This window comes from Kineococcus sp. DHX-1 (assembly GCF_042473625.1).
Classification (GTDB): domain Bacteria; phylum Actinomycetota; class Actinomycetes; order Actinomycetales; family Kineococcaceae; genus Kineococcus.
Map to the genome: position 1 here is coordinate 468,952 of NZ_CP170445.1, position 23,655 is coordinate 492,606.

Annotated in this window: 24 protein-coding genes; 14 read left to right on the plus strand and 10 right to left on the minus strand. The window is 73.4% G+C overall.

Annotated features, from left to right (window positions below):
- Positions 1–2: 2 nt before the first annotated feature.
- Positions 3–1,325, minus strand: a complete 1,323-nt coding sequence (gene nhaA, locus ACFEMC_RS02240; RefSeq protein ID WP_380173188.1) for a Na+/H+ antiporter NhaA — start codon at positions 1,323–1,325, stop codon at positions 3–5.
- Positions 1,326–1,515: 190 nt separating this feature from the next.
- Positions 1,516–1,854, minus strand: a complete 339-nt coding sequence (locus tag ACFEMC_RS02245) for a bifunctional 3-phenylpropionate/cinnamic acid dioxygenase ferredoxin subunit (RefSeq protein ID WP_380173189.1) — start codon at positions 1,852–1,854, stop codon at positions 1,516–1,518.
- 230 nt (positions 1,855–2,084) lie between these two features.
- On the opposite strand from ACFEMC_RS02245, the gene ACFEMC_RS02250 reads away from it, so the two are divergent.
- From ACFEMC_RS02250 to ACFEMC_RS02270, 5 genes are all read left to right on the plus strand, one after another.
- Positions 2,085–3,674, plus strand: coding sequence for a BCCT family transporter (locus ACFEMC_RS02250; RefSeq protein WP_380173191.1), 1,590 nt, complete (start codon positions 2,085–2,087; stop codon positions 3,672–3,674).
- Positions 3,675–3,852: 178 nt separating this feature from the next.
- The gene (locus ACFEMC_RS02255; protein ID WP_380173193.1) at positions 3,853–5,136 is read left to right on the plus strand and encodes an aromatic ring-hydroxylating dioxygenase subunit alpha; all 1,284 of its coding nucleotides are present in this window, start codon (positions 3,853–3,855) and stop codon (positions 5,134–5,136) included.
- Positions 5,133–6,263, plus strand: a complete 1,131-nt coding sequence (locus ACFEMC_RS02260) for a 2Fe-2S iron-sulfur cluster-binding protein (RefSeq protein WP_380173195.1) — start codon at positions 5,133–5,135, stop codon at positions 6,261–6,263. The genes ACFEMC_RS02255 and ACFEMC_RS02260 overlap by 4 nt, the downstream gene beginning before the upstream one ends.
- 98 nt (positions 6,264–6,361) lie before the next feature.
- Positions 6,362–7,498 carry an AI-2E family transporter gene (locus tag ACFEMC_RS02265; RefSeq protein ID WP_380173197.1) on the plus strand — a complete coding sequence of 379 codons (1,137 nt, stop codon included), beginning with the start codon at positions 6,362–6,364 and terminating at the stop codon, positions 7,496–7,498.
- Between the two features lie 58 nt (positions 7,499–7,556).
- Positions 7,557–7,715, plus strand: a complete 159-nt coding sequence (locus tag ACFEMC_RS02270; RefSeq protein ID WP_380173199.1) for a hypothetical protein — start codon at positions 7,557–7,559, stop codon at positions 7,713–7,715.
- Positions 7,716–7,724: 9 nt separating this feature from the next.
- Here the strand turns inward: ACFEMC_RS02270 and ACFEMC_RS02275 are convergent, their stop codons facing one another.
- Positions 7,725–8,795, minus strand: coding sequence for a zinc-binding dehydrogenase (locus tag ACFEMC_RS02275; RefSeq protein WP_380173201.1), 1,071 nt, complete (start codon positions 8,793–8,795; stop codon positions 7,725–7,727).
- 91 nt (positions 8,796–8,886) lie between these two features.
- On the opposite strand from ACFEMC_RS02275, the gene ACFEMC_RS02280 reads away from it, so the two are divergent.
- The gene (locus ACFEMC_RS02280) at positions 8,887–9,684 is read left to right on the plus strand and encodes a helix-turn-helix transcriptional regulator (protein ID WP_380173203.1); all 798 of its coding nucleotides are present in this window, start codon (positions 8,887–8,889) and stop codon (positions 9,682–9,684) included.
- A gap of 12 nt (positions 9,685–9,696) precedes the next feature.
- On the opposite strand, the gene ACFEMC_RS02285 is transcribed toward ACFEMC_RS02280, so the two are convergent.
- Complete coding sequence (locus ACFEMC_RS02285) at positions 9,697–10,578, minus strand: SDR family oxidoreductase (RefSeq protein WP_380173205.1); 882 nt, start codon at positions 10,576–10,578, stop codon at positions 9,697–9,699.
- A gap of 118 nt (positions 10,579–10,696) precedes the next feature.
- Between ACFEMC_RS02285 and ACFEMC_RS02290 the strand changes: the two genes are divergently transcribed.
- Positions 10,697–11,275: a TetR/AcrR family transcriptional regulator gene (locus ACFEMC_RS02290; RefSeq protein ID WP_380173207.1), complete on the plus strand. Its 579-nt coding sequence runs from the start codon at positions 10,697–10,699 to the stop codon at positions 11,273–11,275.
- On the opposite strand, the gene ACFEMC_RS02295 is transcribed toward ACFEMC_RS02290, so the two are convergent.
- Positions 11,272–12,516 carry an FAD-dependent monooxygenase gene (locus tag ACFEMC_RS02295; RefSeq protein WP_380173209.1) on the minus strand — a complete coding sequence of 415 codons (1,245 nt, stop codon included), beginning with the start codon at positions 12,514–12,516 and terminating at the stop codon, positions 11,272–11,274. The two genes, ACFEMC_RS02290 and ACFEMC_RS02295, sit on opposite strands and share 4 nt — an antisense overlap.
- Positions 12,517–12,695: 179 nt before the next feature.
- Here ACFEMC_RS02295 and ACFEMC_RS02300 point away from each other — a divergent pair, with 179 nt between their 5' ends.
- Positions 12,696–13,172 (plus strand): MarR family winged helix-turn-helix transcriptional regulator, encoded by a 477-nt coding sequence (locus tag ACFEMC_RS02300; RefSeq protein ID WP_380173211.1) that lies wholly within the window; start codon positions 12,696–12,698, stop codon positions 13,170–13,172.
- A gap of 257 nt (positions 13,173–13,429) precedes the next feature.
- Positions 13,430–13,615 (plus strand): hypothetical protein, encoded by a 186-nt coding sequence (locus ACFEMC_RS02305; protein WP_380173213.1) that lies wholly within the window; start codon positions 13,430–13,432, stop codon positions 13,613–13,615.
- Positions 13,616–13,647: 32 nt separating this feature from the next.
- On the opposite strand, the gene ACFEMC_RS02310 is transcribed toward ACFEMC_RS02305, so the two are convergent.
- The 4 genes from ACFEMC_RS02310 to ACFEMC_RS02325 form a co-directional block, all read right to left on the minus strand.
- Entirely contained in the window at positions 13,648–14,976 is a 1,329-nt protein-coding gene (locus tag ACFEMC_RS02310) for a chloride channel protein (protein WP_380173215.1), read from the minus strand.
- 43 nt (positions 14,977–15,019) lie between these two features.
- Positions 15,020–15,838 carry a formate/nitrite transporter family protein gene (locus tag ACFEMC_RS02315; RefSeq protein ID WP_380173217.1) on the minus strand — a complete coding sequence of 273 codons (819 nt, stop codon included), beginning with the start codon at positions 15,836–15,838 and terminating at the stop codon, positions 15,020–15,022.
- Between the two features lie 86 nt (positions 15,839–15,924).
- Positions 15,925–17,379 carry an MFS transporter gene (locus tag ACFEMC_RS02320; protein WP_380173219.1) on the minus strand — a complete coding sequence of 485 codons (1,455 nt, stop codon included), beginning with the start codon at positions 17,377–17,379 and terminating at the stop codon, positions 15,925–15,927.
- Positions 17,380–17,420: 41 nt separating this feature from the next.
- On the minus strand, positions 17,421–18,437 hold the full coding sequence (locus ACFEMC_RS02325; RefSeq protein ID WP_380173222.1) for a Ku protein: 1,017 nt from the start codon (positions 18,435–18,437) through the stop codon (positions 17,421–17,423).
- A gap of 78 nt (positions 18,438–18,515) precedes the next feature.
- Between ACFEMC_RS02325 and ACFEMC_RS02330 the strand changes: the two genes are divergently transcribed.
- Both ACFEMC_RS02330 and ACFEMC_RS02335 read left to right on the plus strand, forming a co-directional pair.
- Positions 18,516–19,370 (plus strand): 3-methyladenine DNA glycosylase, encoded by an 855-nt coding sequence (locus ACFEMC_RS02330; RefSeq protein ID WP_380173224.1) that lies wholly within the window; start codon positions 18,516–18,518, stop codon positions 19,368–19,370.
- A 43-nt stretch (positions 19,371–19,413) separates the two neighbouring features.
- Positions 19,414–20,196, plus strand: coding sequence for a DUF6924 domain-containing protein (locus ACFEMC_RS02335; protein WP_380173226.1), 783 nt, complete (start codon positions 19,414–19,416; stop codon positions 20,194–20,196).
- Between the two features lie 4 nt (positions 20,197–20,200).
- Here the strand turns inward: ACFEMC_RS02335 and ACFEMC_RS02340 are convergent, their stop codons facing one another.
- Complete coding sequence (locus ACFEMC_RS02340) at positions 20,201–20,710, minus strand: hypothetical protein (protein ID WP_380173228.1); 510 nt, start codon at positions 20,708–20,710, stop codon at positions 20,201–20,203.
- Between the two features lie 186 nt (positions 20,711–20,896).
- On the opposite strand from ACFEMC_RS02340, the gene ACFEMC_RS02345 reads away from it, so the two are divergent.
- From ACFEMC_RS02345 to ACFEMC_RS02355, 3 genes are all read left to right on the plus strand, one after another.
- Positions 20,897–22,195 (plus strand): AAA family ATPase, encoded by a 1,299-nt coding sequence (locus ACFEMC_RS02345; protein ID WP_380173230.1) that lies wholly within the window; start codon positions 20,897–20,899, stop codon positions 22,193–22,195.
- A gap of 490 nt (positions 22,196–22,685) precedes the next feature.
- The gene (locus ACFEMC_RS02350; protein WP_380173232.1) at positions 22,686–22,895 is read left to right on the plus strand and encodes a hypothetical protein; all 210 of its coding nucleotides are present in this window, start codon (positions 22,686–22,688) and stop codon (positions 22,893–22,895) included.
- 264 nt (positions 22,896–23,159) lie between these two features.
- Entirely contained in the window at positions 23,160–23,648 is a 489-nt protein-coding gene (locus ACFEMC_RS02355) for a hypothetical protein (protein WP_380173234.1), read from the plus strand.
- Positions 23,649–23,655 lie beyond the last annotated feature (7 nt).

Here is a 23,655-nt window from a genome sequence, read left to right on the forward strand (position 1 = left end):
CCTCAGCCCGCGGGACGCTGCTGGTAGACGTCCGGGATCCCGTCGCCGTCCTCGTCGACCTGCTCGAGCTCGTGCAGCCGCTTGTACGTGCGGTTGCGCAGCCGCAGGACGACGGTGGCCAGGACGGCGGCCAGGAGGGACCCCGTGAGCACCCCGACCTTGACGTGCTCGTCCCGCACGCTCCCGGCTCCGAAGGCCAGCTCGCCGATGAGCAGCGACACGGTGAACCCGATGCCGCCGAGCATGGCGGCTCCCAGGACGTCCCACCACGACAGGGAGCTGTCGAGCCGTGCGCGGGTGAAGCGGCAGACCAGGGCCGTCGCGCCGAGGATGCCCACGGTCTTGCCGAGTACGAGGCCTGCGACGATCCCCAGCGCCACGCGGTCCTGCAGGGACTCGACGAGACCTGAGAACCCGCCGACCGTGACGCCCGCCGAGAAGAAGGCGAAGACCGGCACCGCGAACCCGGCCGACAGCGGACGCCAGCGGTGCTCGAAGTGCTCGGCGAGCCCGGGACCGGCCTCGGGTCCGCCCGCCGCCTGGGAGCGGACCACGGGCACGGTGAAGCCGAGCAGGACGCCGGCGACCGTGGCGTGCACGCCCGAGGCGTGCATGAGGGCCCAGGCGACCACGGCCAGCGGCACGAGCAGCCACCACGTCCGCACCCGCCGCTGCACCAGCACCCCGAAGACGGCGATGACGGCCAGCGCGCCCAGCAGCGGCCCGACGGAGAGCTGGTCGGTGTAGAAGACGGCGATGATCGTGATGGCGAGCAGGTCGTCGACGACGGCCAGGGTGAGCAGGAAGGTGCGCAGCGCCGAGGGCAGGTGGGTGCTGATGACGGCCAGGACCGCCACGGCGAACGCGATGTCCGTCGCGGTCGGGATCGCCCAGCCCTTCGTCGCGTCCCCGCCACCGGCGGTGACGAGCGCGTAGAGGAGCGCGGGGACGGCCATGCCGCCGACCGCGGCGACGACGGGCACGACCGCTCGCCGCGGGTCGCGCAGGTCACCCGCGACGAACTCCCGTTTGAGCTCGAGGCCGGCGATGAAGAAGAAGATCGCCAGGAGGCCGTCGGCGGCCCACTGGCCGAGCGAGAGGTCCAGGTGCAGGGCGTGGGGACCGATGACGAGGTCGCGCAGTCCCGCGTAGGACGCCGACGCCGGCGAGTTGGCCCAGACCAGCGCCACCACGGTCCCGACGAGCAGGAGCAACCCGCCGACGGTCTCCTTGCGCAGCACCTCGGCGACGCGCTGGGCCTCGGTCCAGGAGCCGCGGGAGAAGAGGGTGCGGCTTCGGGGTGTGGGGTTCGGTGGCGTGGTCACGAGGCCCTTCCGGGGTCGACAGCGGGAGAGATCGCCGCAGCGACCGCCGACCAGACTTCCCGGCACACCGCGGTCGAGGTTACCCGCTGAGCCTTGACGGCGCTCCCGCCACCTCCCTAGTCTCCACTCTGGTATATCAGTCGCGACGACGCGACGTCCTCGTCCGGACCGTCGGAGGTGCCGTGCTTGCTCAGGCGGGTCGGGGTGTGCCCACCTCGACGACCACGTTCCCGTCGACGACCTCGACCAGGTGCGTCCGGACCGGGGTGAGGGCCGGTGGGCTGGACGGGACGCCGGTGCGCAGGTCGAAGGCCGAGGCGTGCCGGGGGCACTCCACGGCGCAGTCCTCCACCCAGCCCTGCGCCAGCGACTCGTCGGCGTGGGTGCAGGTGTCGTCGATGGCGAAGAACTCGCCCTCGACGTTGAACACCGAGACCGGTGCCCTGAGTCCGGGGCGGTCCAGCCGCACCACCTCACCGGGCGGCAGGTCCGCCACCGGGCAGGCCACGATCCGTGGTCCCGTCGCCATCGTCCTTCGTCCTCCTGTGCGCCGATCCGTCGTCCGGGCCCCCTGTCCCGTCCCCGGGGATGCTCCCACCGCCTCCGGGTCGCCGCCCGGCCGGGCCGGTGTTCCGCAGGTGTTCCCGCTCTGTTGCGTTCTCGTGAACTCGTTGCTCATCACGCAACAACCGCACTAGCGTGCCAACGCGTCACTCCCACCCAACGGGTGCTCGGCACCCCCTCCGGAGAGGACCTCTCGTGATCGAGCAGGAGATCGACGAAGAGCGTGGGGCGAGCAGACGGGGACGGCCACTCGACGTCCCGGTGCTGGCCGCGTCCCTGGTGGTCGTGGCCGTCCTCCTCGTGGTCGGGGTGGTCGTCCCCGGACGGCTGGCCTCGGGCACCGGGACGGCGCTGTCCTGGATCACCGGCAACCTCGGCTGGGCGTTCGTCCTCGGAGCCACGGGGTTCGTGGTGTTCGCGCTCGTCCTGGCCTTCAGCCGGGTGGGCCGCATCCGCCTCGGGGCCGACGACGAGCGGCCCGAGCACTCGCGGGCGTCCTGGATCGCCATGATGTTCTCGGCGGGCATGGGCATCGGCCTGATGTTCTACGGCGTCACCGAACCGGTGACGCACCTCATGACGCCGCCGGAGGCGGGCATCGAGCCCGGAACCGACGCCGCGGCCGGCGAGGCCATGAACTACGCGTTGTTCCACTGGGGGCTGCACCCGTGGGCGATCTACGCGGTCGTCGGCCTCGCGCTCGCCTACTCCAGCTACCGGAAGGGACGCTCCGGAGGCTTTTCGGCCGCCTTCGCGCCGTTGCTGCGCGGACCCCGCGGGGCCGGTGCGGCGCGCGCCATCGACGTCCTCGCCATCTTCGCGACGATCTTCGGGTCCGCCGTGAGCCTGGGGCTCGGGGCCGCGCAGATCAACGGCGGGTTGTCGCAGGTGTTCGGCGCCGGCAGCGGGACGGCGTGGCAGGTCGGCATCATCGCCGTCCTCACCCTGTGCTTCGTGGTCTCGGCCATCAGCGGCATCGAGCGCGGGGTGAAGATCCTCTCGAACACGAACATGGTGCTCGCCGGGGTCCTGCTGCTGTTCCTCTTCGTCGTCGGCCCGACGGTGTTCATCCTCGACCTGATGCCCAACGCGGCGGGGAACTACCTGGCGCACCTGCCCGAGATGTCGGTGCGGACGGGGGCCTACGGCGGCTCGGAGTGGCTGTCGGGCTGGACCATCTTCTACTGGGCGTGGTGGATCTCCTGGACGCCCTTCGTCGGAGCGTTCCTGGCGAAGATCTCCCGCGGCCGGACGATCCGCGAGTTCGTCGTGGGCGTCATGCTCATCCCGACGCTCGTCTCCCTCGTGTGGTTCTCCGTCTTCGGCGGCACCGCGATCCACGAGCAGCTCACCGGGGCGCTGGACGTCCTGGCCAGTCCGGACCAGAACACGCAGATGTTCACGTTGCTGCAGCAGTTCCCGCTGGCCGGCGTCACCTCCGTGCTCGTGGTCGTCCTCGTCGCCATCTTCTTCGTCTCGGGAGCCGACGCGGCGAGCATCGTCATGGCGTCGCTGTCGAGCCACGGCGACGACGAACCCCGGCGCTGGCTGACGGCCCTGTGGGGCGTGCTGACGGGGGCGGTGGCCGTGGTCCTGCTCTACGCCGGCGGCCTGCAGGCGCTGCAGAACGTCACGATCATCGCCGCGACCCCGTTCCTGGTCGTGATGGTGGCCCTGTGCGTCGCCATCACCAAGGACATCCGGTCCGACCGCCTCATGCGTCCGGTCAGCCCGCGACCGGTGCAGGTGGACGTCTCCAAGGCGCCGGTCACCGTCGACGACTGAGGCTCGCAAGGCGTTGCGGGGCGCTGTGATCGACCGTCTCCGGGCGGCCGGTCCCGGCGCCCCGCGCGTTGCTTGACACGGCCTTCTCCGCGGTCCCAGACTCGTTCCGCGATGAGGCACCCGTTCCGCGATGCGGAACGGAACGGCCACGACCGAACTCCTCGAGAGGGAGCGCAGCATGACCGCTCACACCGTCGCCCCCCGCAGCGCTCCGGGGGCCCAGCAGGCCCCCGAGGACGTCGACGAGCTGGTGCGCCGTCGCGTCCCGGGCATGAGCCTGGAGGCGCCCTTCTACACCTCCCAGGAGGTGTACGAACGCGACCTGGACGTCGTCTTCGGGCGCAACTGGATCTTCGTCGCGGCGGCGGCCGAACTGCCCGAACCCGGGGACTTCGTGACGGTCGAGGTCGGGGACTGGTCGGTCATCGTCGTGCGGGACGACGACGAGCAGGTGCAGGCGTTCCACAACGTGTGCCGCCACCGCGGCTCGCGGCTGCTGCCGGAACGCCAGGGGTCGGTCGGGAACATCGTCTGCCCGTACCACCGGTGGACGTACGGGGTGGACGGCAAGCTGCTGTTCGCCGAGTCGCAGCCGGCGACGTTCGACAAGTCCTGCTTCTCGCTGCGGTCGGTGCACGTCCGCAACCTCGCCGGCCTGGTGTTCATCTGCCTGGCCCAGGACGCGCCCGAGGACTTCGACGCCGTGGCCGAGGTCCTCGAACCCCACCTGCGGCCGTACGAGCTGGACCGCGCCAAGGTGGCGGTGACGTACGACCTGCAGGAGGCGGGCAACTGGAAGCTCGTCATGGAGAACAACCGCGAGTGCTACCACTGCGACGGGCACCCGGAACTCATCACGGCGTACTTCCCCCTCTTCGCCTACGAGGCCGAGGACATCACCCCCCGCCTCAAGCCGCTGTACGACCGCTACGTCACGGCGGGCGAGGCGCTGGCGAAGGTGCGGGCCGACCACGGCCTGCCGCTGCGCGACCACCGCGAGCTGGACACGCGCCAGGTGGGTTTCCAGCTCTCGCACCTGCCCCTGGACGGGGAGGGGAAGTCGTTCGCTCCCAACGGTGCCGCGGTCTGCACCAAGCTGCTGGGGTCGGTGCAGGACGCCGCGTTCGGGGACCTCTCGCTGCACATGCAGCCGAACTCCTGGTTCCACCTGCTGTCCGACCACGCCGTGGTGTTCTCGGTGCTGCCCACGTCGACGGGGACGAGCACCCTGCGCACGACGTGGCTCGTGCACCCGGACGCGGTCGAGGGCGTCGACTACGACCTGGACGCGCTGACGATGGTCTGGCGCGCGACGAACGACCAGGACCGGGCCCTGGTGGCCGGGACGCAGGTCGGCTGCGCGAACCCGGGGTACGTGCCGGGGCCGTACTCGATGGTCGAGGACGACGTCGAGGCGTTCGTGAACTGGTACGTGACGCGGCTGCGCGAGGCGATCGCGTGACGGTCACCGAGACGCAGGGCGTCCCGCACCCCGGTGAGATCACGGCCTGGGGCGACGACGTCGACGTCGCCGAGCTCGTCTGCGGGGGTGTCCGCGAGATCACCCACGACGTCAAGACCTTCTGGTTCGAACCGGTCGGCCCGCAGGTCTTCCACTTCGACCCGGGGCAGTTCGTCACGCTGCACCTCGACGTCGACGGGCAGCGCGTCGAGCGGTCCTACACGATCTCCTCCCCGCCGACCCGGCCGCACCGCCTCGCCATCACGGTGAAGCGCAAACCCGGCGGGCTCGTGTCGAACTGGCTGCACGACCACCTGGCGGTGGGGGACCGGGTGTCCGCGGCCCCGCCGCTCGGGGCGTTCAGCATGGTCCACCACCCCGCGCGCAAGTACCTGTTCCTCTCGGCGGGGTCGGGGATCACCCCGCTCATCTCGATGACGCGCACGCTCGTCGACCTCGGGTCCGACGTCGACGTGGTCTTCGTGCACTCCGCCCACAGCCCGGCGGACATCATCTTCCGGCCCGAACTGCTGGGGCTGCCCACCCAGTTCCCGACCGTCAACGTCGTGCAGGTGTGCAGCCAGGACAGCCCCGGCCAGGAGTGGTGGGGCTGGAAGGGGCGGCTGACGCGCGAGGCGCTGCGGGAGATCGCCCCGGACCTGCACGACCGCGAGGTGTTCGTCTGCGGCCCCGACGGGTACATGGCGACGGTCCGGGAGATCCTCACCGAGCTGGAGTTCGACCTCGCCCACCACCACGAGGAGACGTTCACCTTCGAGGCGCTGCCGCAGGCCGCCTTCGCCGACACCGACCCCGTCGACGTGGGCTCCATCGGGGCGGACGTCCCGGCGGGTGCGGACGCGGGGACCTTCACGGTCTCGATGGCGAAGTCCGGCCGCACGTTCCCCTGCGCCCCGGACGAGTTCATCCTCGACGCGGCCTTCCGGGCGGGGATGTCGCCGCCCAGCTCCTGCAGCCAGGGCATGTGCGGCACCTGCAAGACGGTGCTCCTGACCGGCGAGGTCGACATGCAGCACAACGGGGGGATCCGGCCGCGGGAGATCGCCGCCGGCAAGGTGCTGATCTGCTGCAGCCGTCCGCTCGGCGACGTCGAGATCGACGCCTGACCCACCCCGCCGGTCTGCGGATGCGCCCGGCCGGGACGGCGGCACCATGGTCCCGGGCCGCGGTCGGCGGACGGGTGGGTGCCGGACGGGGAGGTCGCGTGAGCGTGCCGGAGCAGGGGCTGGACGTCGCAGGACGAGACGGGTCGACGCGGTGGCCGCGGTCGGTGACCCTCCTGCTGGGCCTCGCCGCGGTCGTGGCCGTCGTCGCCGGTCTGCGCGCCTTCTCCGGCGTGCTCGGGCCCGTGGTGGTGGGGGTCGTGCTCGTCCTCGTGCTGCACCCGGTCCGCACCCGACTGCAGCGCCGGCTGCCCGGTTGGGTCGGCGTCGTGGTGGTCCTGCTGCTGCTCTACGGGCTCGTCCTGGGAGCCGGGGTGGCGGTCGGCTGGTCCGTGTACGAGCTCGCGGCGACCCTGCCGTCCTACGCGCCGAGGTTCGCCCAGCTGCAGAGCGAAGGGCTGGACCTGTTGTCGCAGGTGGGTATCGGTCAGTCGCAGATCTCGCAGGCGCTGGCCTCCGTCGACACCGGCCGGGTGCTCGGGCTGGCCGAGAGCGCCCTGCTGCAGGTCGGGTCCGGTGTGTCGACGCTGGGTTTCCTGCTGTTCCTGCTCTTCTTCCTGGCGCTGGACGCGACGGTGTTCCCCCGGTTGCTGTCGCAGGCGTCGTGGACGCACCCGGACCTCGTGTCGGCCCTCGTGGGGTTCGCCTCCGGGACCCGTCGCTTCATCGTCGTCTCGACGGTGTTCGGCGCGGTCGTGGCCGTCCTCGACGTCGGGGCGCTCTACTGGCTCGCCGTCCCCCTGCCCCTGCTGTGGGGGTTGTGGTCGTTCCTGACGAACTACGTGGCCAACGTCGGGTTCTTCCTCGGTCTCGCTCCGCCGGCCCTCCTCGCACTGCTGGCCAACGGCCCGGGCAACGCCCTGGTCGTGGTGCTCGTCTACACCGTCCTCAACGTCGTGATCCAGGGCCTCGTGCAGCCGAGCATCGTCGGGGGCGCCGTCGGTCTGTCGACCACGCTGACGTTCCTGTCCGTCGTCGTGTGGGGTTTCGCCCTCGGTGCGGTGGGCGCGCTGCTCGCGGTGCCGCTCAGCCTCTTCGTCCGGGCGGTCCTCGTCGACGCCGACCGGTCGGCGCACTGGTTGCTGCCCCTCATCGCCGGGAACCCGCGGGGCGTCCGTCTGCGCCGCGCCCGCCGCGGCACGGTCGGCGCGGCGCCCGCGCCCGCACCCGCCGAATGACGTCCGGCCCCGGAGCGCCGAGCGAGGGAGACTCCTGGCGCCGGAGTTCACCGCGACGATGGTCCACACCGGGGAGACGTTCACGGGTGAGCACTTCGTCGCGTTCGACCGTGACCACCCTGGCGGCTGGCGGTTCACCGTCGCCGACCTCGTCGAGGTGTCGGGCGAGGAGGTCCCGGCGCCGCCGGGGCACCGGCCCGGGGTCGCGCGGGACTGACCGTCGGCGTCATGGGACGAGGACGACGAACTGCAGCCCGCGCGAGCGCGCCGCGAGGTCCAGCGCACCGGCGGGGTCGTCGAGCCCGACCGTGGCCACCGCCACCGCGTCGAGGTCGAGCACGCCGCCGTGCACCAGTCGCCACACCGCCGCCAGCGTCTCCGGCCGGGCCATCCAGGACCCCGTGACGGTCTGGCGCCGGCGCATGAGGTGGCCGTAGGGGATCGTCAGGTCGTGCCGGACGCCGCCCACGAGGACGAGCGTCCCCCCGGGGCCGAGGCTGTCGAAACCCGTCAGGGTGGGTTCGGCGCTCGAGGTGGCGCCGAGGGCGTCGAGGACGACGCCGGGAGCTCCTCCAGCCGCGACGGTCGCCGCGTCCCGTCCGCGGTCCCCGGTGAGGACGACCGGGACGACGCGGGTGTCGAGGGCGGCCAGCCGGTCCAGCGCCTCGGCGTTGCGGCCCACGGCCACGACGCGCGACGCCCCGCGGGCCAGGGCGAGCAGGACTGCCGCGCCGCCGAGCTGGCCGGTGGCCCCCAGGACGGCCACGACGTCGCCGGGGCGTTGACCGCCGCGGTCCCACCCCTGCGCGGCGATGGCCAGCCAGGGGAGCACGGCGAGGCGTTCGGGGCGGGGGTCCTCCTCGGCGCCGGGCAACCGGACGAGCACCGAGGCGGGCAGGACCGCGCGCTCGGCGAAGGTGCCGTCCCGCCACACCCCCTGCAGGCGGGCGACGTCGGGGGTTCGCTCCCCGGTCCCGCCGATGCCCGTCCAGGACAGGATGAACTCCTCGGGACGGGTGACGTCGGTCGAGCGGAGCAGTCCGCCGTTGACGACCACGTCGCCGACGTGGACGCCGAAGACGTCGTCGGCGACGGCCGTGACGCGGCAGATCCCGCCGGTGCCCAGGACCATCGGCGTGGGCAGGTCGCCGCGGGTGCCTGTCGTCAGCGCGGAGGTGTAGGCGGGGACGTGCACGGCCAGCACGTCCACCAGGGCGGCGCCCGGTCGCAGCACCGGCTCGGGCACCTCCTCCCGCCGCAGGTCGGAGGACGTCTCGTCGAGGAACCAGGTCTTCACCGGTCCAGCGTCGACCGGGTCTAGCCTGGTATCCAGAATCCCTTCGTCCTGGTACCCGGGGTACCAGGCGAGCACCGCCGCGGGAGGTCCGGTGACCGTCGTCGAGGACCGTTCCGCCGCCGCCGCGCGCCGCCGGGAACTGGGGTCGTTCCTCCGCAGCCGCCGCGAACGGCTCACCTGCGCGGACGTGGGCCTGCCGCTCACCGGTCGCCGCCGGACGCCCGGGCTGCGCCGGGAGGAGCTCGCCGTGCTGACGGGGATCAGCGCCACCTGGCTCACGTACCTCGAACAGGGCCGCGACGTCCGCCCCTCCCGCCAGGTGCTGGACGCCCTCGCCACGGCGCTGCAGCTCACCGCCGCCGAGCGTCGTCACGTCGTGGACCTCACGGCACCACCCCTGGAGCCCTCCGCGCTCGAGGTCCCGGTCGCCGTCGCCGGGGTGGTCCGGGCGCTGGACCCCGACCCGGCCTACGTCGTGACCGGCACGTTCGACGTGCTCGTGTGGAACCCGGCCGCGGCGGCGGTGTTCCCGCTCCTGGTGGGTGGTCCCGCGCCGAACCTGGCGCGGTGGGTGTTCACCGACCCGGCCGCGCGGGAGGTGCTGGTGCAGTGGGACGCCGTCGCGCAGGACCTCCTGGCGCGTCTGCGCGCGACGGTCGCCCAGCGGCCCGACGACCCGCGCCGCGACCCGCTCGTCGCCGACCTGCGGGCGGTGAGTCCGCAGGCGAGGGAGTGGTGGTCGCGGCACGACGTGCGGGCGAGCCGCAGCGGGACGAAGCGGTTGCGCCTGCCCGGACGCGGCGTCTCCGACATCCCGCACGCGTCCTTCGCGGTCGCGGGCCAACCCGACCTCACGCTCGTCGTGCACCTGCTCTCCCAGGCCGGGTGAGCGCGAACCCCCTCAGGGTTCGAGGAGTTCCAGGTCCGCGAGCAGGCCGGGGTGCCGCGGTTCCCAGCCGAGCGCCGCCCGGGTGTGCGCGCTGGAGGCCGACTGGTCGGCGGCGAAGACCGGTCCGAAGGGGCCGAACTCCTCGGTCGGCACGGCCCGGACGGGCAGGCCGAGGCGCCGCCCGACGACGGCGGCGATGTCGCGCACCGCGTCTCCCTCGTCGGCGACGGCGTGCCAGGAGGTGCCGGCGGGTGCCGACTCCAGAGCGGTCCGGACGAGCGAGGCCGCGTCCAGGGCGTGCACCGCGGGCCAGCGCTGACTGCCGTCGCCGGGGTACCCCGCGACGCCGCTGCGCCGGGCCGCGTCGGTGAGCAGCCCGGCGAAACCTCCGGTGCCGCGGTGGTGCACGGTGCGGGGCATCCGCACCGAGGAGACCCGGACGCCGCGCTCGGCGAGGGCCAGTGCGGCGGTGACGGTGCGGCCGCGGCCGGCGACGGGCCCCTCCGTGGGGAGCGGATCCGACTCCGTCGCAGCGCGTCCGGGGACGGCGGGGGTCCCCGAGACGACGACGAGCGGTTTCCCGGTGTCCACGAGGGCGTCACCGAGGGCTGCGACGGCGGCGGCCTCCTGGGAGACGGAGGCCGCGAGGGCGGTGGCGTCCGGCGTCGCGTGGTCGAAGGCGAGGCTGACGACGCCGTCGGCGGCGCGGGCACCGGCCTGCAGGACGTCGAGGTCGGCGAGCGACCCGCGCAGCGGTTCCGCGCCGAGGGCCCGGACAGCGTCGGCGGAGGCGTCGGAGCGGGCGAGGGCGAGGACGGTGTGACCGTGCGCGAGCAGTTCGGCCGTGACGGCGGAACCGATCGTGCCCGTGGCGCCGGTGAGGAGGACGTGCATGGGTGAACCTCCAGGTCCAAGGTGACGGGACCGTTGTCCCGTGGAAGGACCATAACCCCTTGACGGGACTCTTGTCCCGTCAGAACGGGACCGTTGTCCCGTGGCCTAGGCTGGGCTCATGGCGCGATGGGAACCGGGAGCCCGCGAACGGCTGGTCGTCGCCGCCGTCGACCTGTTCACCGAGCAGGGGTACGACGCGACGACCGTGACTCAGATCGCCGAGCGCGCCGGCGTCACCAAGAGCACGTTCTTCCGCCACTTCCCCGACAAGCGCGAACTCCTCGTCGCCGGGCAGGAGACGCTCAGCGCCCTGCTCGCCGAGGGCATCGCCGCAGCGCCCGAGGGGGCCCGGCCGCTGGACGCCGTCGCCGCGGGCCTGGAACTCGCCTGCGACGCGATGGGTCCGGCGAACCGCGAACTCGGTCCCCGCCTCAAGGCCGCGGTCGCGGCCAGCGCCGAACTCCAGGAGCGGGACGCCCTCAAGAGCGTCGGCATGGCCGCCGCGATGGCGCTGGCGCTGCAGGACAGGGGAGTCCTGGAGGTCCAGGCGCAGTTCGCGGCCGAACTCGGCGTGCTGGCGTTCAAGCGGGGTTTCTCCGCCTGGAGCGAGGCCGAGGCCGAGCGTGCGGGCAGTTTCTGGGACCACGCCTCCGTCGCGTTCGCAGAACTGCGCGCGGCCGGCGCCGCGCTCGTCTAGACCCGCGCCGGTTCCGCCCGCAGGGTGGGGTACTCGTCCAGCCGTGGCACCGACCGGGCGCTGGTGAGGAGCGTGCGTTCGGCCAGCCCGCGCAACGGCCGCGTCGCGGCGAGGCGGTGGACCGTCTGCACCCCGCGCACCCCGGCGCGCGACGACGGGTGCAGCAGGCGTGCCCCGCCCGGCGGCAGGCCCTGGGCGCTGTCGGCGTACCGGCGCAGCAGGGACTCGTACCGCGCGAAGGCGGGGCCGGGGTGCTCGCCCCCGTCGGCGTACGTGCGGTGGAGCTCCCCGGCCAGGACGTGCGCGGCGACCAGGGCGAGCGTCGTCCCCATCCCGGTCGGACCCGAACCCCAGGCCGCGTCGCCGAGCAGCGCGACCCGCCCCCGGTGCCACGACGAGACGACGACCTGCTCCATGCGCTGGGTGTAGAACTCGTCGGGGTTCGCGGCGAACCCGTCGAGGATCCGTTCCGTCTGCCACCCGGCTCCCCGGAAGCGGGCCCGCAGGAGGTCGAGCTGGGACAGGACCGGCAGCGCCTCGAAACCCTGGGGCTCGGACTCGAACGACAAGCTCGCCCGCACCGTGCCGAGGTTGTCCGGGCGCACCGACGCGACCCGTCCGCCGGTGGCGGTGAACCAGTCCCACCAGTCCGCGTCGGCGGCCGTCCGCTCGAGGGTTCCGTACGTGATGCTCACGCCGAAGTCGCGCAGGGTCGTCTCCGGGCCGAACAGCAACCGCCGGGTGCGGGAGCTGCGCCCCTCGGCGACGAGCAGCGCGTCGAACCGCTCGCGCGAGCCACTGTCGAACTCGACGTCCACGCCGTCGGCGTCCTGCGCCACCCCTGTCACGAAGTCCCCGTACCGCAGGTCGACCGAGGGTTCTGCGAGGTCGACGAGGATGCGCGCGAACGTGCCCCGCAGCACCTCCAGTTCGGCCGTCGGGCCGTCGCGACCCTCCTCGCGCGGGATCTGCGCGTAGACCCGGCCCCGCTCGTCGACGTACCGGGTGCCCTGTTCCCCGGTGAGGTTCTGCCGGACCGTGTCCTCCACGCCCATGCGCCGCAGCACCTCCCGGCCCAGGCCGCGGACGTCGATGTTCTGGCCCGTCGCGCGTTGCCGCGGCGATCGTTCCAGCAGGACGACGTCGAAACCCGACCGGGCCAGGCCCCAGGCGAGGGTGGGGCCCGCGATGCTGGCCCCCGTCACGAGGATCCGGGGCGGTCGGCTGCGCGTCGTGTCCATCTGTCGTCTCCCGGTGCCTGGGTGATGCTCCACGATCGTGGAGTCTCTCCACTGTGAAGGTACTCGGCGGTGGAGTCAACCGGTAGGCTCCGCCCGGTCGCGGCGAGAGGGGTGGGGAACGGTTGGCTGCAGGACGGACACGCGGGGCCGGGGCGGAACCCCCCGGTCCGCGCGACGGGATGCCTCTGGCGGACCAGGTCGTCGACGCGCTGCGGCGCTGGTCGGCGGACAACTCCGACGTCGTGCAGCACCTGTCGCGACGTCTCGGGGTGAGCGTGGGCGACGCGGAGGCGTTCGGGCAGGTGCTCTACGCCCAGGAACGGGGGGCCCCGCTGACCCCGACCCTGCTGGGTCGGCGGGTGGGTCTCAGCACGGGCGCGACGACGGCTCTGCTGAACCGGCTGGAGACGGCGGGGCTCCTCGTCCGGTCGCGCGAGAACCGCGACCGGCGCGTCGTCACCCTGCGCGTCCCGCCGGACGTCGCGCAGGACGCCGGGCAGTTCTTCGCGCCGCTGGGTGAACGGGTCGAGGCGCTCGGTCGACGTCATCCCCCGGAACTGCTCCGCCAGGTCGTCGCCGTCCTCGACGAGCTGCACGAGGCGACGGCCGACGTCGTGCGGGAGTTCGAGTCCGCGGCGACGCGGCGCCGCCGCTGAACGGGGCCGGTGGGACGCGCGCTGACGCCCGCTGCCGCAGCAGGCTCCGCTGGCCTCCTGCAGCGCGGGCTGGGGCTGTTCCTGCTCGTCGTCGTCGTGTGGCGGCGCGTGCGTTCCCACCGCGCCCACCGAGCGACCGGTCCTCCACCCCCCTCGGGGCGGCCTCCGGGGGTGGGGTCGGCGTTGCTGGGGTGCGTCGGCCCGCTCACCGCGCCGTCCTTCCTCGCGTACGGGCGGCCGGCGCGCCGACCCTGCACGTGTCGAAGCTCGTCGCCCACGGCACGGGGGACCTGCTGACACCGACGGTCCTCGTGCGCGGCCTCGTGCTGACACCGGCGACCCTGGCCGGGTCGTGGGTCGGCAAGCGCGTCGTCGGGCGCATCTTCGTCGTCGTGGTCGAGGTGGGCCTGGTGGTGTCGGCGCTGCTGCTGCTGGTCGGCTGAGCCGCGACGACGGGGCGACGGGCCCGGGGCGGTCAGGCCACGGACCTGGCGGTGGCGCGGTCGGTGAGCAGGTCGTACACCGGGCGGGACCGCAGGACGACGGCGACGAGCAGGGCGACGGCGCACGCTCCCAGCATCGGGAACAACTGGTTCGTGCTCCCCGTCAGCTCGGTGGCCAGGACGAGGCCGGTCACCGGGGCGTGGACGGTGGCGGTGAAGAACGCCGCGAGACCGACGAGGGCCAGGGCCGCCGGTTCCGGGGCGCTGCCCGGCGTCAGGTGCACCGCGACCAGACCGACCAGGAGGCCGCACTGCGACCCCAGCACGAGCATGGGGGCGAACAGTCCTCCCGGGGTGAGCGCCGCGTAGGAGACCACCCCCAGGACGAAGCGCAGGGCCAGCACGCCGAGCGCGACGGTCACCGTCCCGTGGCCCAGCAGGGCCTCCTGCGTCAGGTGGTCGCCGCCGCCGACGAGGTGCGGCCCGGTCCAGGCGAGCAACCCCACGAGCGCTCCGATGACGGCGGCCCGCGCCTCGGCCGGCCAGCGGCTGGCGTCCACGCGGTGCAGACCGGCCAGCACGGCGCGGTTGTACAGGACCCCGAGCAGCCCCGTGAGGACGCCGACGGCGAGCACCCACCCGGCGCTCGACAGGCGCGGGTCGGCCAGGGGCGGCACCCGGAAGTCCGGTGCGCCGCCGGCCAGCGGGGCGGCGACGGCGAAACCGGAGGCGGACGCGACCAGCGTGGCGATCGTCGCGCGGGGGTGGAACGACTTCAGCAGTTCCTCGAGCACGAAGACCCCGCCGGCGATGGGTGCGTTGAAGGCGGTGGCCAGCCCCGCCGCCGCCCCGGCGGCCACGAGGAGCCGCAGGTCGTACCGCGAGCGCCGCAGGACCGAGGACACCAGGACGGCGACGGAGCTGCCCATCTGCACCGACGGTCCCTCGCGTCCGAGGGCCAGACCGCCCCCGCCGATCGAGAGCAGGCCGCCGACGTACTTCACCGGCAGGATCCGGAAGCGCCCCGGCCCGGCGCGGCCCTCGACCACGGCCTCCACGTGCGGGATCCCGCTGCCCTCGGCGTGCGGTTCGACGCGGCGCACCAGGGCCGCCGCCGCGGTCGTGCAGGCGGCGCACCCCACCACGACGAGCACCAGGCCGAGGGGTCCGTGCCCCGTGGACAGGGCCGTCATCCGCTCGCGCCAGCCCACGGCGCCCGTCAGCAGGAGCCGGAAGGTGGCGGCCGTCAGCCCCGTCAGGGCACCGACGACGGCGGCGGCCAGCACGAACCCGACGAGGCTCCCCGCACCCTGCCCGGTCTCGTCCACGGGGTGGGTGGTCCGCTGCCCGTCGTTCCCCATGCCCCCATCTGTAGCGGACGGGGCGCTCAGCGTCGGACCGGGGTCAGGCCTCCTGGGACCGGCGCTCCTCGGCGACGCGGTGGGGGACGCGGAGCAGGCGGACGGCGGTGACGAGGACGAGGCCGCCGACGACGTTGCCGAGCACCGCCCAGGCGGCCGTCCGGGCCCAGTCGGCGTAGCCGAACGGCGCACCGACGTGGAGGGCGGCGAACATCAGCAGGGAGTCCAGGACGCTGTGCAGCAGTTGCGTTCCGGCCAGGAGCGCACCGAAGAGGACGGCCGGGACCAACTTGACGCCCACGGCCTCGGTCGCGTGCTGCATCCGCGTCATCAGGGTGATGACGGCACCGGCGAGGACGGCCAGGGCGAAGGACTCCCGGCCCACGCCGAGGTCGACGAAGTGGCGGGCCGACTCCACCGCCGTGCTCGCGAGGTCGGGCAGCGCGGTCATGATGATCCAGGTGATGACCCACCCGGCGAGGAGGTTGGTGAGCAGCGTGGTTCCCCACAGCCGGGCGAGCTGGGCGAGCGTCCCGCGGCGGGCGACGACGGCGGTCACCGGCACCAGGAAGTTCTCGGTGAAGAGTTCGCTGCGGGCCAGCAGCAGTGCGACGAAACCCACGGAGAAGGCGAGCCCGGCGAGCAGGCCGCTCCCGGTCTCGTGCTTGACGACGAGGTAGGCCAGCAGCCCGGTCCCGACGTCGATGCCCCCGAGGAGACCGACGCTGAGCAGCGGCAACAGGGGCCGGCGCAGCCGGTCCTCGCCCTCCTCCACGAGGCGGTCGAACGCGTCCTCGACCTCGTGCTCCGGTTCGTCGGGGCGGTCGGCCGCACCGGGCAGGTCTGACGCCGTCTGGTCCACACGACGACTGTCGAGGTGACGGCAGGGCTGCGCCACCGGAGTTCCGGGAGCGCGTCCCGGACGGGGCCCCCACCGGCCCCGGATCGTCAGTCCGCGGCGACCCGGCGGGACCGCACCGCCGCCAGCACCGCCCCGACCGCGACGACCCCGGCGCCGAGGAGCAGCACGGTCGTGACGGCGTCGGAGTGCGCGGCGGCCGAACCCGCGGCGACCCCGGTCGCGACGAACACCACGCTGACGGCCCCCGACCCGGTCGACTGCGACACCGTGCGGTTGAGGTTCAGGACGCCCGCGGCCGACGACGAGTGCCGCAGGGGAGCGGCCGACATCATGTCCCGGTTGTTCGGGGACTGGAACACCGCGAACCCGAGCCCGCACACCGCCGTCCGCACGAGGACGTCGACGGTGGAGGCGTTCTCGGGCAGCAGGGCGAGGGAGACCAGGCCGCCGGCCAGGACGGTCAGGCCCACGCAGGCGAGCAGGGTCGGGGAGACGCGGTCGGCGAGCCGGCCCGCGAGGGGCGCCACCACGACGATGACCGCGGGCCACGGCGTGAACAGCAGCGCCGAGCGCAACGCGCTGTCCCCGAACGACTCCTGGAAGAGGAACGGCAACGCCACGAACGCCGTCCCCTGCCCGAAGAACGAGCACGTCGCCGTGACGACCGCCAGGGAGAAGGGTCGCGTGAACAACCCGGGCGGGATGACCGGTTCGGCGGCCCGGCGTTCGGCCCGGACGAAGAGCACGGTGACGACGACCCCGACGAGCAGCAGCGCGACCGAGACGGGCAGCGTCGCGACGGCCCCCAGACCGCGGACCCCGAGGAGGAACGCGGCGATCGCGCCCGCCACGAGCAGCGCTCCGCGCAGGTCGAAGCGGGCCTGACGTCCCGGCACGCTCGGCAGGTAGCGCCACCCGAGGGCGGTGGCGGCCGCCCCGATGGGGACGTTGACGAGGAACAGCCACGGCCAGGACGCCACCGTCAGCAGCACCCCGCCCAGCGCCGGTCCCGCGGACGTCCCCAGCGCCACGGTCATGGCGTTCAGCCCGAGCACGCTGCCGAGGCGCTCGGGCGGCACGACGCGGCGGAACACCGGGATCGGGACGGCGAGCACGAGCGAGGAGGCCATGCCCTGCACGACGCGGGCGGCCACGAGCAGGTCGAGCGTCGGTGCCGCCGCGCACGCGACGGAGGCGAGCGTGAACAACGGGACGCCGAGGAGGAACAACCGCCGCCGCCCCACCCGGTCGCCGAGGGCGGCCGTCGCGGGGATGCAGCAGGCCGCCGCGAGCAGGAACGCCGTCGTCACCCAGACGGTGTCCGAGGGGGAGGCGTCGAGGTCGCGTGCGAGGGTCGGGAGCGCGACGTTGACGATGGACGCGTCGATCGTGGCCATGAACGTCGCGGACAGCAGCGCGGCGAGGATCGGACCCCGCCGCACGACGGGTCGGTCCGGCGGGTCGGTGCTCAGGAGGGGCGGTCCTTCCGTGCGTCGGCCGGCGTGCACGGTGCGGACGCCGGAGGCCGGGGCCTCGGGCAAGCATCGGTCACCCCGCCGCCCCTCGGACGGCGGGGTGGGTGTCAGGCGCTCTTGCGGGTCCGCGTCGTCGTCTTGGCGGTCGTCTTGCCGGTGGTCTTCCCGGTGGTCGTCTTCTTGGCCGCGGTCTGCTTCGTCGCGGTCTTCTTCGCTGCGGTCTTCTTCGCGGCCGTCTTCTTCGCGGTCGTCTTCTTCGTCGCCGACCGGCTGGGCTTCTCCGCCTCAGCGTGGTCGGCGACCTCGGCGGGAGCGGCGGTGCCGGAACCCCCACGGGCCCGTTCGACGGACCGCTGGAGCGCGGTGAGCAGGTCGACGACCTCTCCGCCGCGCGCACCGCCGCCCGCGGCGTCCTCGTCGGCGAGCGCGGCGGGGGCCGCGTCCGCGTCGTCGAGCCGGGCGTCGATGAGCTTCTTCACCGCGACGGCGTAGTCGTCCTCGAACTCCTCCGGGTGGAAGTCGCCCGCGAGGGACTCCACGAGGGAGGCCGCCATCGTCAGCTCCTGCGGGCGCAGGTCGACGTCGGCGTCGAGGACCTCGAACTCGGCCGCACGGATCTCGTCCGGCCACAGCAGCGTCTGCAGCACGATCGCCTTGTCGCGCACGCGCAGCAGCGCGATCGACTCCCGCTGCCGGAGGGCGACCTTGACGACGGCGACGCGGTCGGTGGCGGTGAGGGCCTCGCGCAGCAGCGCGTAGGGCTTGGCCGCGCGCGACTCCGGTTCGAGGTAGTACGGCTTGGACAGCATCATCGGGTCGACCTGGTCGACGGGGACGAACTGCAGCACGTCGATCTCGTGCCCGCTCGCCACCGGCAGTTCCTCGAAGTCCTCGTCGCTGAGGACGACGAGCTTGCCGTCGGGGCTCTCGTAGCCCTTCGCGACCTCGTCGTAGGAGACCTCTTCACCGTCGATGGAGCAGGTGCGCTTCATCTTGATCCGGCCACCGTCGGTACGGTGGACCTGGTGGAAGCGGATGTCGTGCTCGCCGGTCGCGGCGTAGAGCCGCACGGGCACGTTGACCAGACCGAAGGACACAGCGCCCTTCCAGATGGCGCGCGGCATGACGTACCCCTTCCGGAGACCGGAGTTCCACCGTACGGGGTGGACCCGGCACCCGCACAGGATTCATCGGCGGCCCCGGTGCTGCCCCCCGAGGTGTGGCGGGAACGGGAACGGCGGCACGCCGACCGTGCCGCCGCGCTGACGGGGCAGGCCGCGCAGCGGCGGTCCCGGGGTGAGGCGCACCCCGTCGAGGACTTCCTCTACACGTACTACGCGTGGGCGCCGGGCAAGCTGCAGCGCTGGCACCCCGGCGCCGGGGTCGTCCTGGCCGGGGCGGACGAGCGGGCGGACTGGGCCAACTACGTCGCCGTCCCCGGTGGCGTGCAGGTCGACGCGGCCGGGATCGTCGGGCGCAGGCGCGCCACGGTCACCCTCGCCCGCGACGTCCTCGTCGCCACCCGCGGCCGCGCCCCCCAGCTGGCGTGCTTCGGACTCCACGAGTGGGCCATGGTGCACCGGACCCGTCCTGAGCAGGTCCGCCACGCCGGCCTGCCCCTGCGACTCGGGCACGACGGGACGGACGCCGTCGTGGAGTCGCACCGCATCCGCTGCAGCCACCACGACGCGTTCCGGTTCTTCACCCCCACCGCCGTCCCCCTCAACGAGCTGCAGCCGACGCGCCAGGACCAGCCGGCGCAGGAGCAGCCGGGGTGCCTGCACGCGACGATGGACCTCTACCGGTGGGCCATGAAGCTGTCGCCGGCCGTGCCGGGCGAACTGCTCCTGGACTGCTTCGAGCTCGCCAAGGACGTCCGTGTCCTCGACATGCGCGCCTCGCCCTACGACGTGACGTCGATGGGCCTGACCCCCGTCGCGATCGAGACGCCGGAGGGGAAGGCGGAGTACGCCCGCGCCCAGCGGGAGTTCTCGCAGCGGGCGGACCCGCTGCGGGTCGCCCTCGTCGACGTCTGCGAGGCGCTGCTGCAGGTGTGAGCTTCGCCCCCACCGGGAACAGTTGCGCGGGCACACTGGGGACGTGCGCCGCCTCCTGCCCCTCATCGTGCTGCTGGTGGCAGTCGCCGCCTGCAGTTCACCGACCGACCCGGCCAGGACGTCCGCCGCGAGCCCGAGCACGGGCCCCGCGAGTCCGTCGGCGTCGGGGGAACTCCCGCCGGGGTGCGAACCTCCGCCCGACGCGGCCGAGGGCGACACCTGGATCTGCGTCAGCACGGGTGGCGGCGGTGCCGAGGCGGAGGAGGCGAACCGGCAGCGACTGGCCGCCGCGGCGCGCGAGAGCCCGGGGTGGACGGAGGAGGACGCCCAGCGGGCGGACCAGGAGCGGCTGCGTCAGGTGTCGGAGGAGTACGCGGCCGAGCACTTCGAGATCGCAGCGCAGGAGGAGGCGCTCCTGGCTTCCGGGGTGCTCCCGGCGGACCGGGGGTCCCTGCTGATCCGCACCGACTTCTCCGACCAGGGGAAGTGGGAGGCGCTCCAGGCCGCGCTGGGCACCCCGACCGAGGACGGTTTCCTGCCGTGCCTGTCCCCGGTCGAACACCGGCGCTGGAACCACGCCTCGGTCGACGACCTGGCCGCTGCCGCGCCCCCGGACGTCCTGCTGGCCGTCGCCGACGCGACGACGTTCTCCACTCCCGAGATGCCGCTGCTGGTGCTGGAGAAGGCGGACGACGGGGTGCGGCAGGTGCGCGTCGCGCCGAGGGCCATGGCGTCGGTGGAGAACAACCTGTCCATCGCGAACATGGACTGGGAGGAGTTCACCGACAACGCCGATGCCGACGGGGTGTTCCGGGGCCCCGCCTGATCGCTCAGCTGCCGCCGTGCGCGCAGCTCCTGCGGCCGGCCGGGAGTTCGAGGGAGTACGTGAACGACTGCAGGAGGTACCCGTCGGCCGGGGTCGGCTCCAGGAACACCTGTCCCGCCAGTCCGTACCCCGCGACCGCCACGACGCGGCCCCGGTCGTCGTGGGCGGTGAGCCGGAGGGAACCGGGCGCGGTGGTGACGTGCGCGTCGGGCCGGCTGAGGGCCCGCGCGGCCGAGGCCTGAGCGCGGAAGTCCCGCGCCGTCGCGCCGTCGACGCGTTCGGCGTCGGCGGTGAGAGCGTCCGACTGCCGCGCGAGGTCGGCGCGCACCGCGTCCAGTCCTCGCAGCCCGGCCGCGTCGGTGCCGTGGGAGTACAGGGCGGTGACGGAGCAGTCGGCGGGGACGGGCGACGTCGGGGCGTCCCGCAGGGAGGTCTGGTGGAGCTGACCGCCGGCCAGCAGCAGGAGCGGGGCGACGATCCCCACCGCCGTCGTCGTGCGCGTCACGCTCGGCATGCCCGCTCATCGGCACCTGCGCCTCGGTCCTTGAGGCCGCCGCCTCGAGCGCCCGAACGGGTGGTCACGCCGGGTTTCGACGCGACGGTCTCGAAGAGCGGCCGTCCTTCCCGGACGGTCAAGATCGGCGTTTCTTGCGCCCCGAGCCCGGGTCCGGGGCCGCGTGCCGGCGCGCACAGTGGCGGGGTGTCCGAGTCACCGCACCCGTCCTCAGAGACGGTCAGCCTGCGTCCCTTCCACCCCGACGACGTCGAGGGCGTGCTCTCCCTGTGGGAAGCCGCCAAGATGACGACGGGTGAGCCCGTCTACGGGCTGGCCGAGGTCCTGGCTTCGTGCCAGAAGGACTACGCGGTCGTGGCCCACTCGCGCGGACGCATCGTGGGGGCGGTCGTGGGCCGGGCGGCGCACGCGCAGGGCTGGGTCGTCTTCCTGGGGACGGCCTCGGGTGAACCGGACCTCGGAGCCCGGTTGCTCGCCGAACTCGAACGCGTCATGTCCGGCGCGGGCCTGTCCCAGCTCTCGGCGCTGCTGAACGACGACCTCGCCGCCTCCGAGGCGTTCGCCCGGCAGGGTTTCGTCGCGAAGAAGGACCTGCACTACGTCGAACGGCAGTTGCCCCTGCAGCGGTCGGAGGTGCAGTTGCTGAACGACCTCGGGGGGCGGTTGCTGCCGCGCGGTCTGTGGGACGGCATCGGTGGGATGGAACAGGAGAAGGCGCTGCTGGAACGCCGTCTCGTCGTGCCGCTGGCGCAACCGGAACTCGCGGAGCAGTTCGGCGTGACGCCGCCCCGTGCGGTCGTCCTCTTCGGGCCGCCGGGAACCGGCAAGACCACCTTCGCCCGCGCCATCGCGTCCCGGTTGGAGTGGCCGTTCGTCGAGGTCTTCCCCTCCCGGCTCGCCGCCGACCCCCAGGGGTTGGCGGGCGCGCTGCGGGAGACCTTCACCCGGGTCGCGGACCTCGAGCACGTCGTCGTCTTCATCGACGAGGTGGAGGAGATCGCCGGCCGGCGCGGGGGTTTGCCTCCGTCGCCGCTGCAAGGGGTCACGAACGAACTCCTCAAGCTGATCCCCGCGTTCCGGGAACGCCCGGGGCGCCTGCTCGTGTGCGCGACGAACTTCATCCGGTCCCTCGACGGCGCCTTCCTGCGTCACGGCCGCTTCGACTACCTGCTGCCCATCGGGTTGCCCGACGCCCGGGCGCGGGAGGCGATCTGGCAGCGCTACGTCCCGAGTGCGGTGCGGGACCAGATCGCTCTCGCCGAGGTCGTGGTGCGCAGCGACGGTTTCTCGCCGGCCGACATCGAGTTCGCCGCCCGCCGCGCCTCGCAGTCCGCGATGGAGGAAGCGCTCGAGGGCGGCGCCGGCGCGCCCGCAGGCCCCGAGACGCGCCACTACCTCGCGGCCATCGCCGTGACGCGCAAGACGGTGTCCGCCGAGGTGGCGGGGGAGTTCGTCGAGGACATCGAGCGGCTCGCGCGGCAGTGAGCCCGGCTGCGGCGAGGCGACCAGTCGACGACTTCAGGTTCGTGCCTGCCACGATGGTCGGGTGCCGGGACGTTACAGGCGTCGGCGACGCGAGCGTGTCTGGTGGAAGGCGGAGCGGCGGCCCCTGAACGTCCAACCCGACAGTGGGAGCCCGTCGGGTGCCCGGTTGCGAGAACTCCTCACCGAGACACAGCGTCGGGTGGCGGCGGACGGCTCCGGGGTGCTTCCGACGGTTCGGCAGGCCCGCGTGGGGCGTGAACTGGGGTGCGTGGTGACGAGTGGTCTGCCCGATCTGGCAGCGCACTGGTTGGTGGCGGGGCTGGACGCCCCCCTCGTTGAGGGAACTCGCCGGTCACGTCCGGTCCGACGCCTGGGGTTTGGACGACCTGTGGTGGCGGGTGCTCGAGGAGTTGCCCGGTCCCGCCGTCGACGGGGCGTCGCCGGGAGGCGAACTCGCCGGGGTGGAGTGGTTGCCGGTCGAGCTGGCCCGGTGGTCGCGGGGGAGGTCTCAGCCGAGCACCTGACGTCGCGACTGCTCGCCCTCCAGCAGGAAGGCCAGTTCCACGCACTAGCGGGACTGGACGATTTGCTCTTCGTGGAGGAGCTGCGCTGGGCGCCGTCGGCGACGAGGGAGGCCAGCGACCAGGAGCGCGACGCGATCCTGACCGAGCTGGCAGCCGACGTCCTCCTCGGGGACTGAGTCGGAGTACCCCCGCCGGTCGAGCGAACGGCCAGCCGGAACTGCCGCGGGAGTCGCTCCTCGGGCGGGGCCAGTGCTCGGTGCGGAGCATGCGCTCGGTCGGCGACGCGCAGATCGGTTCGAGGGCGGCTCCGCCAGCGGCCGGGAGCGCTCGACGGACCGAAGGACCACCAGAGCGTCTGCTCCGTCCGGAACGTGGGGACGTTTCGTGCGGACGTCGTTGGAACGACGCTCCTCTACCACGCGGGCTGCTAGACCGGAACGGTGCGAGAGCAGCGGCGTGGGGTCACCGGCTGGCGGGCCGCTGCCGTCGTCGTCTCGACGCTGCCGGTTGCCGTGTTGGCTGCCTGCGGGACCAGCGCGACTGCCCAGCCCGAGGTGCGGGCGCAGCACACGGCGTCGCAGGCGCCGGCGGACGTGGTGCGCGCCTACCTCGACGCTGTCCAGCGCGAGGACGGTGCGAGTGCTGCCGAGTTGTCCACCCCGGGTTTCGCCGCGGAAGACCCTTGGCAGAACGGGGAGGACCCCGGTCTGCAGGACGTGGACGTCTCGCCGGACGTCGTGCCCTACGACACGACGTGGAGTCCGGAGGAGCTGAAGCAGTTCGAGCAGGTCGTCTCGGTGCAGACGACGTTCACGGTGACCGATCCCGACCAGGGGTTTCCGCCTGGCGAACCCACCAGCTGGGGATACCTGCTGGCTCGGCGCAGCGATCGGGAACCGTGGTCGATCGCCGGGGCGGGCAACGGCTGACGCGTCG

Excerpts from the sequence above, each read along its gene's own strand:
- ACFEMC_RS02245 (WP_380173189.1), bottom strand. The coding sequence starts at position 1,854 with ATGGCGACGGGACCACGGATCGTGGCCTGCCCGGTGGCGGACCTGCCG.
- ACFEMC_RS02255 (WP_380173193.1), top strand. The coding sequence starts at position 3,853 with ATGACCGCTCACACCGTCGCCCCCCGCAGCGCTCCGGGGGCCCAGCAG.
- ACFEMC_RS02270 (WP_380173199.1), top strand. The coding sequence starts at position 7,557 with ATGGTCCACACCGGGGAGACGTTCACGGGTGAGCACTTCGTCGCGTTC.
- ACFEMC_RS02285 (WP_380173205.1), bottom strand. The coding sequence starts at position 10,578 with ATGCACGTCCTCCTCACCGGCGCCACGGGCACGATCGGTTCCGCCGTC.
- ACFEMC_RS02290 (WP_380173207.1), top strand. The coding sequence starts at position 10,697 with ATGGCGCGATGGGAACCGGGAGCCCGCGAACGGCTGGTCGTCGCCGCC.
- ACFEMC_RS02295 (WP_380173209.1), bottom strand. The coding sequence starts at position 12,516 with ATGGACACGACGCGCAGCCGACCGCCCCGGATCCTCGTGACGGGGGCC.
- ACFEMC_RS02300 (WP_380173211.1), top strand. The coding sequence starts at position 12,696 with ATGCCTCTGGCGGACCAGGTCGTCGACGCGCTGCGGCGCTGGTCGGCG.
- ACFEMC_RS02310 (WP_380173215.1), bottom strand. The coding sequence starts at position 14,976 with ATGGGGAACGACGGGCAGCGGACCACCCACCCCGTGGACGAGACCGGG.
- ACFEMC_RS02325 (WP_380173222.1), bottom strand. The coding sequence starts at position 18,437 with ATGCCGCGCGCCATCTGGAAGGGCGCTGTGTCCTTCGGTCTGGTCAAC.
- ACFEMC_RS02340 (WP_380173228.1), bottom strand. The coding sequence starts at position 20,710 with ATGCCGAGCGTGACGCGCACGACGACGGCGGTGGGGATCGTCGCCCCG.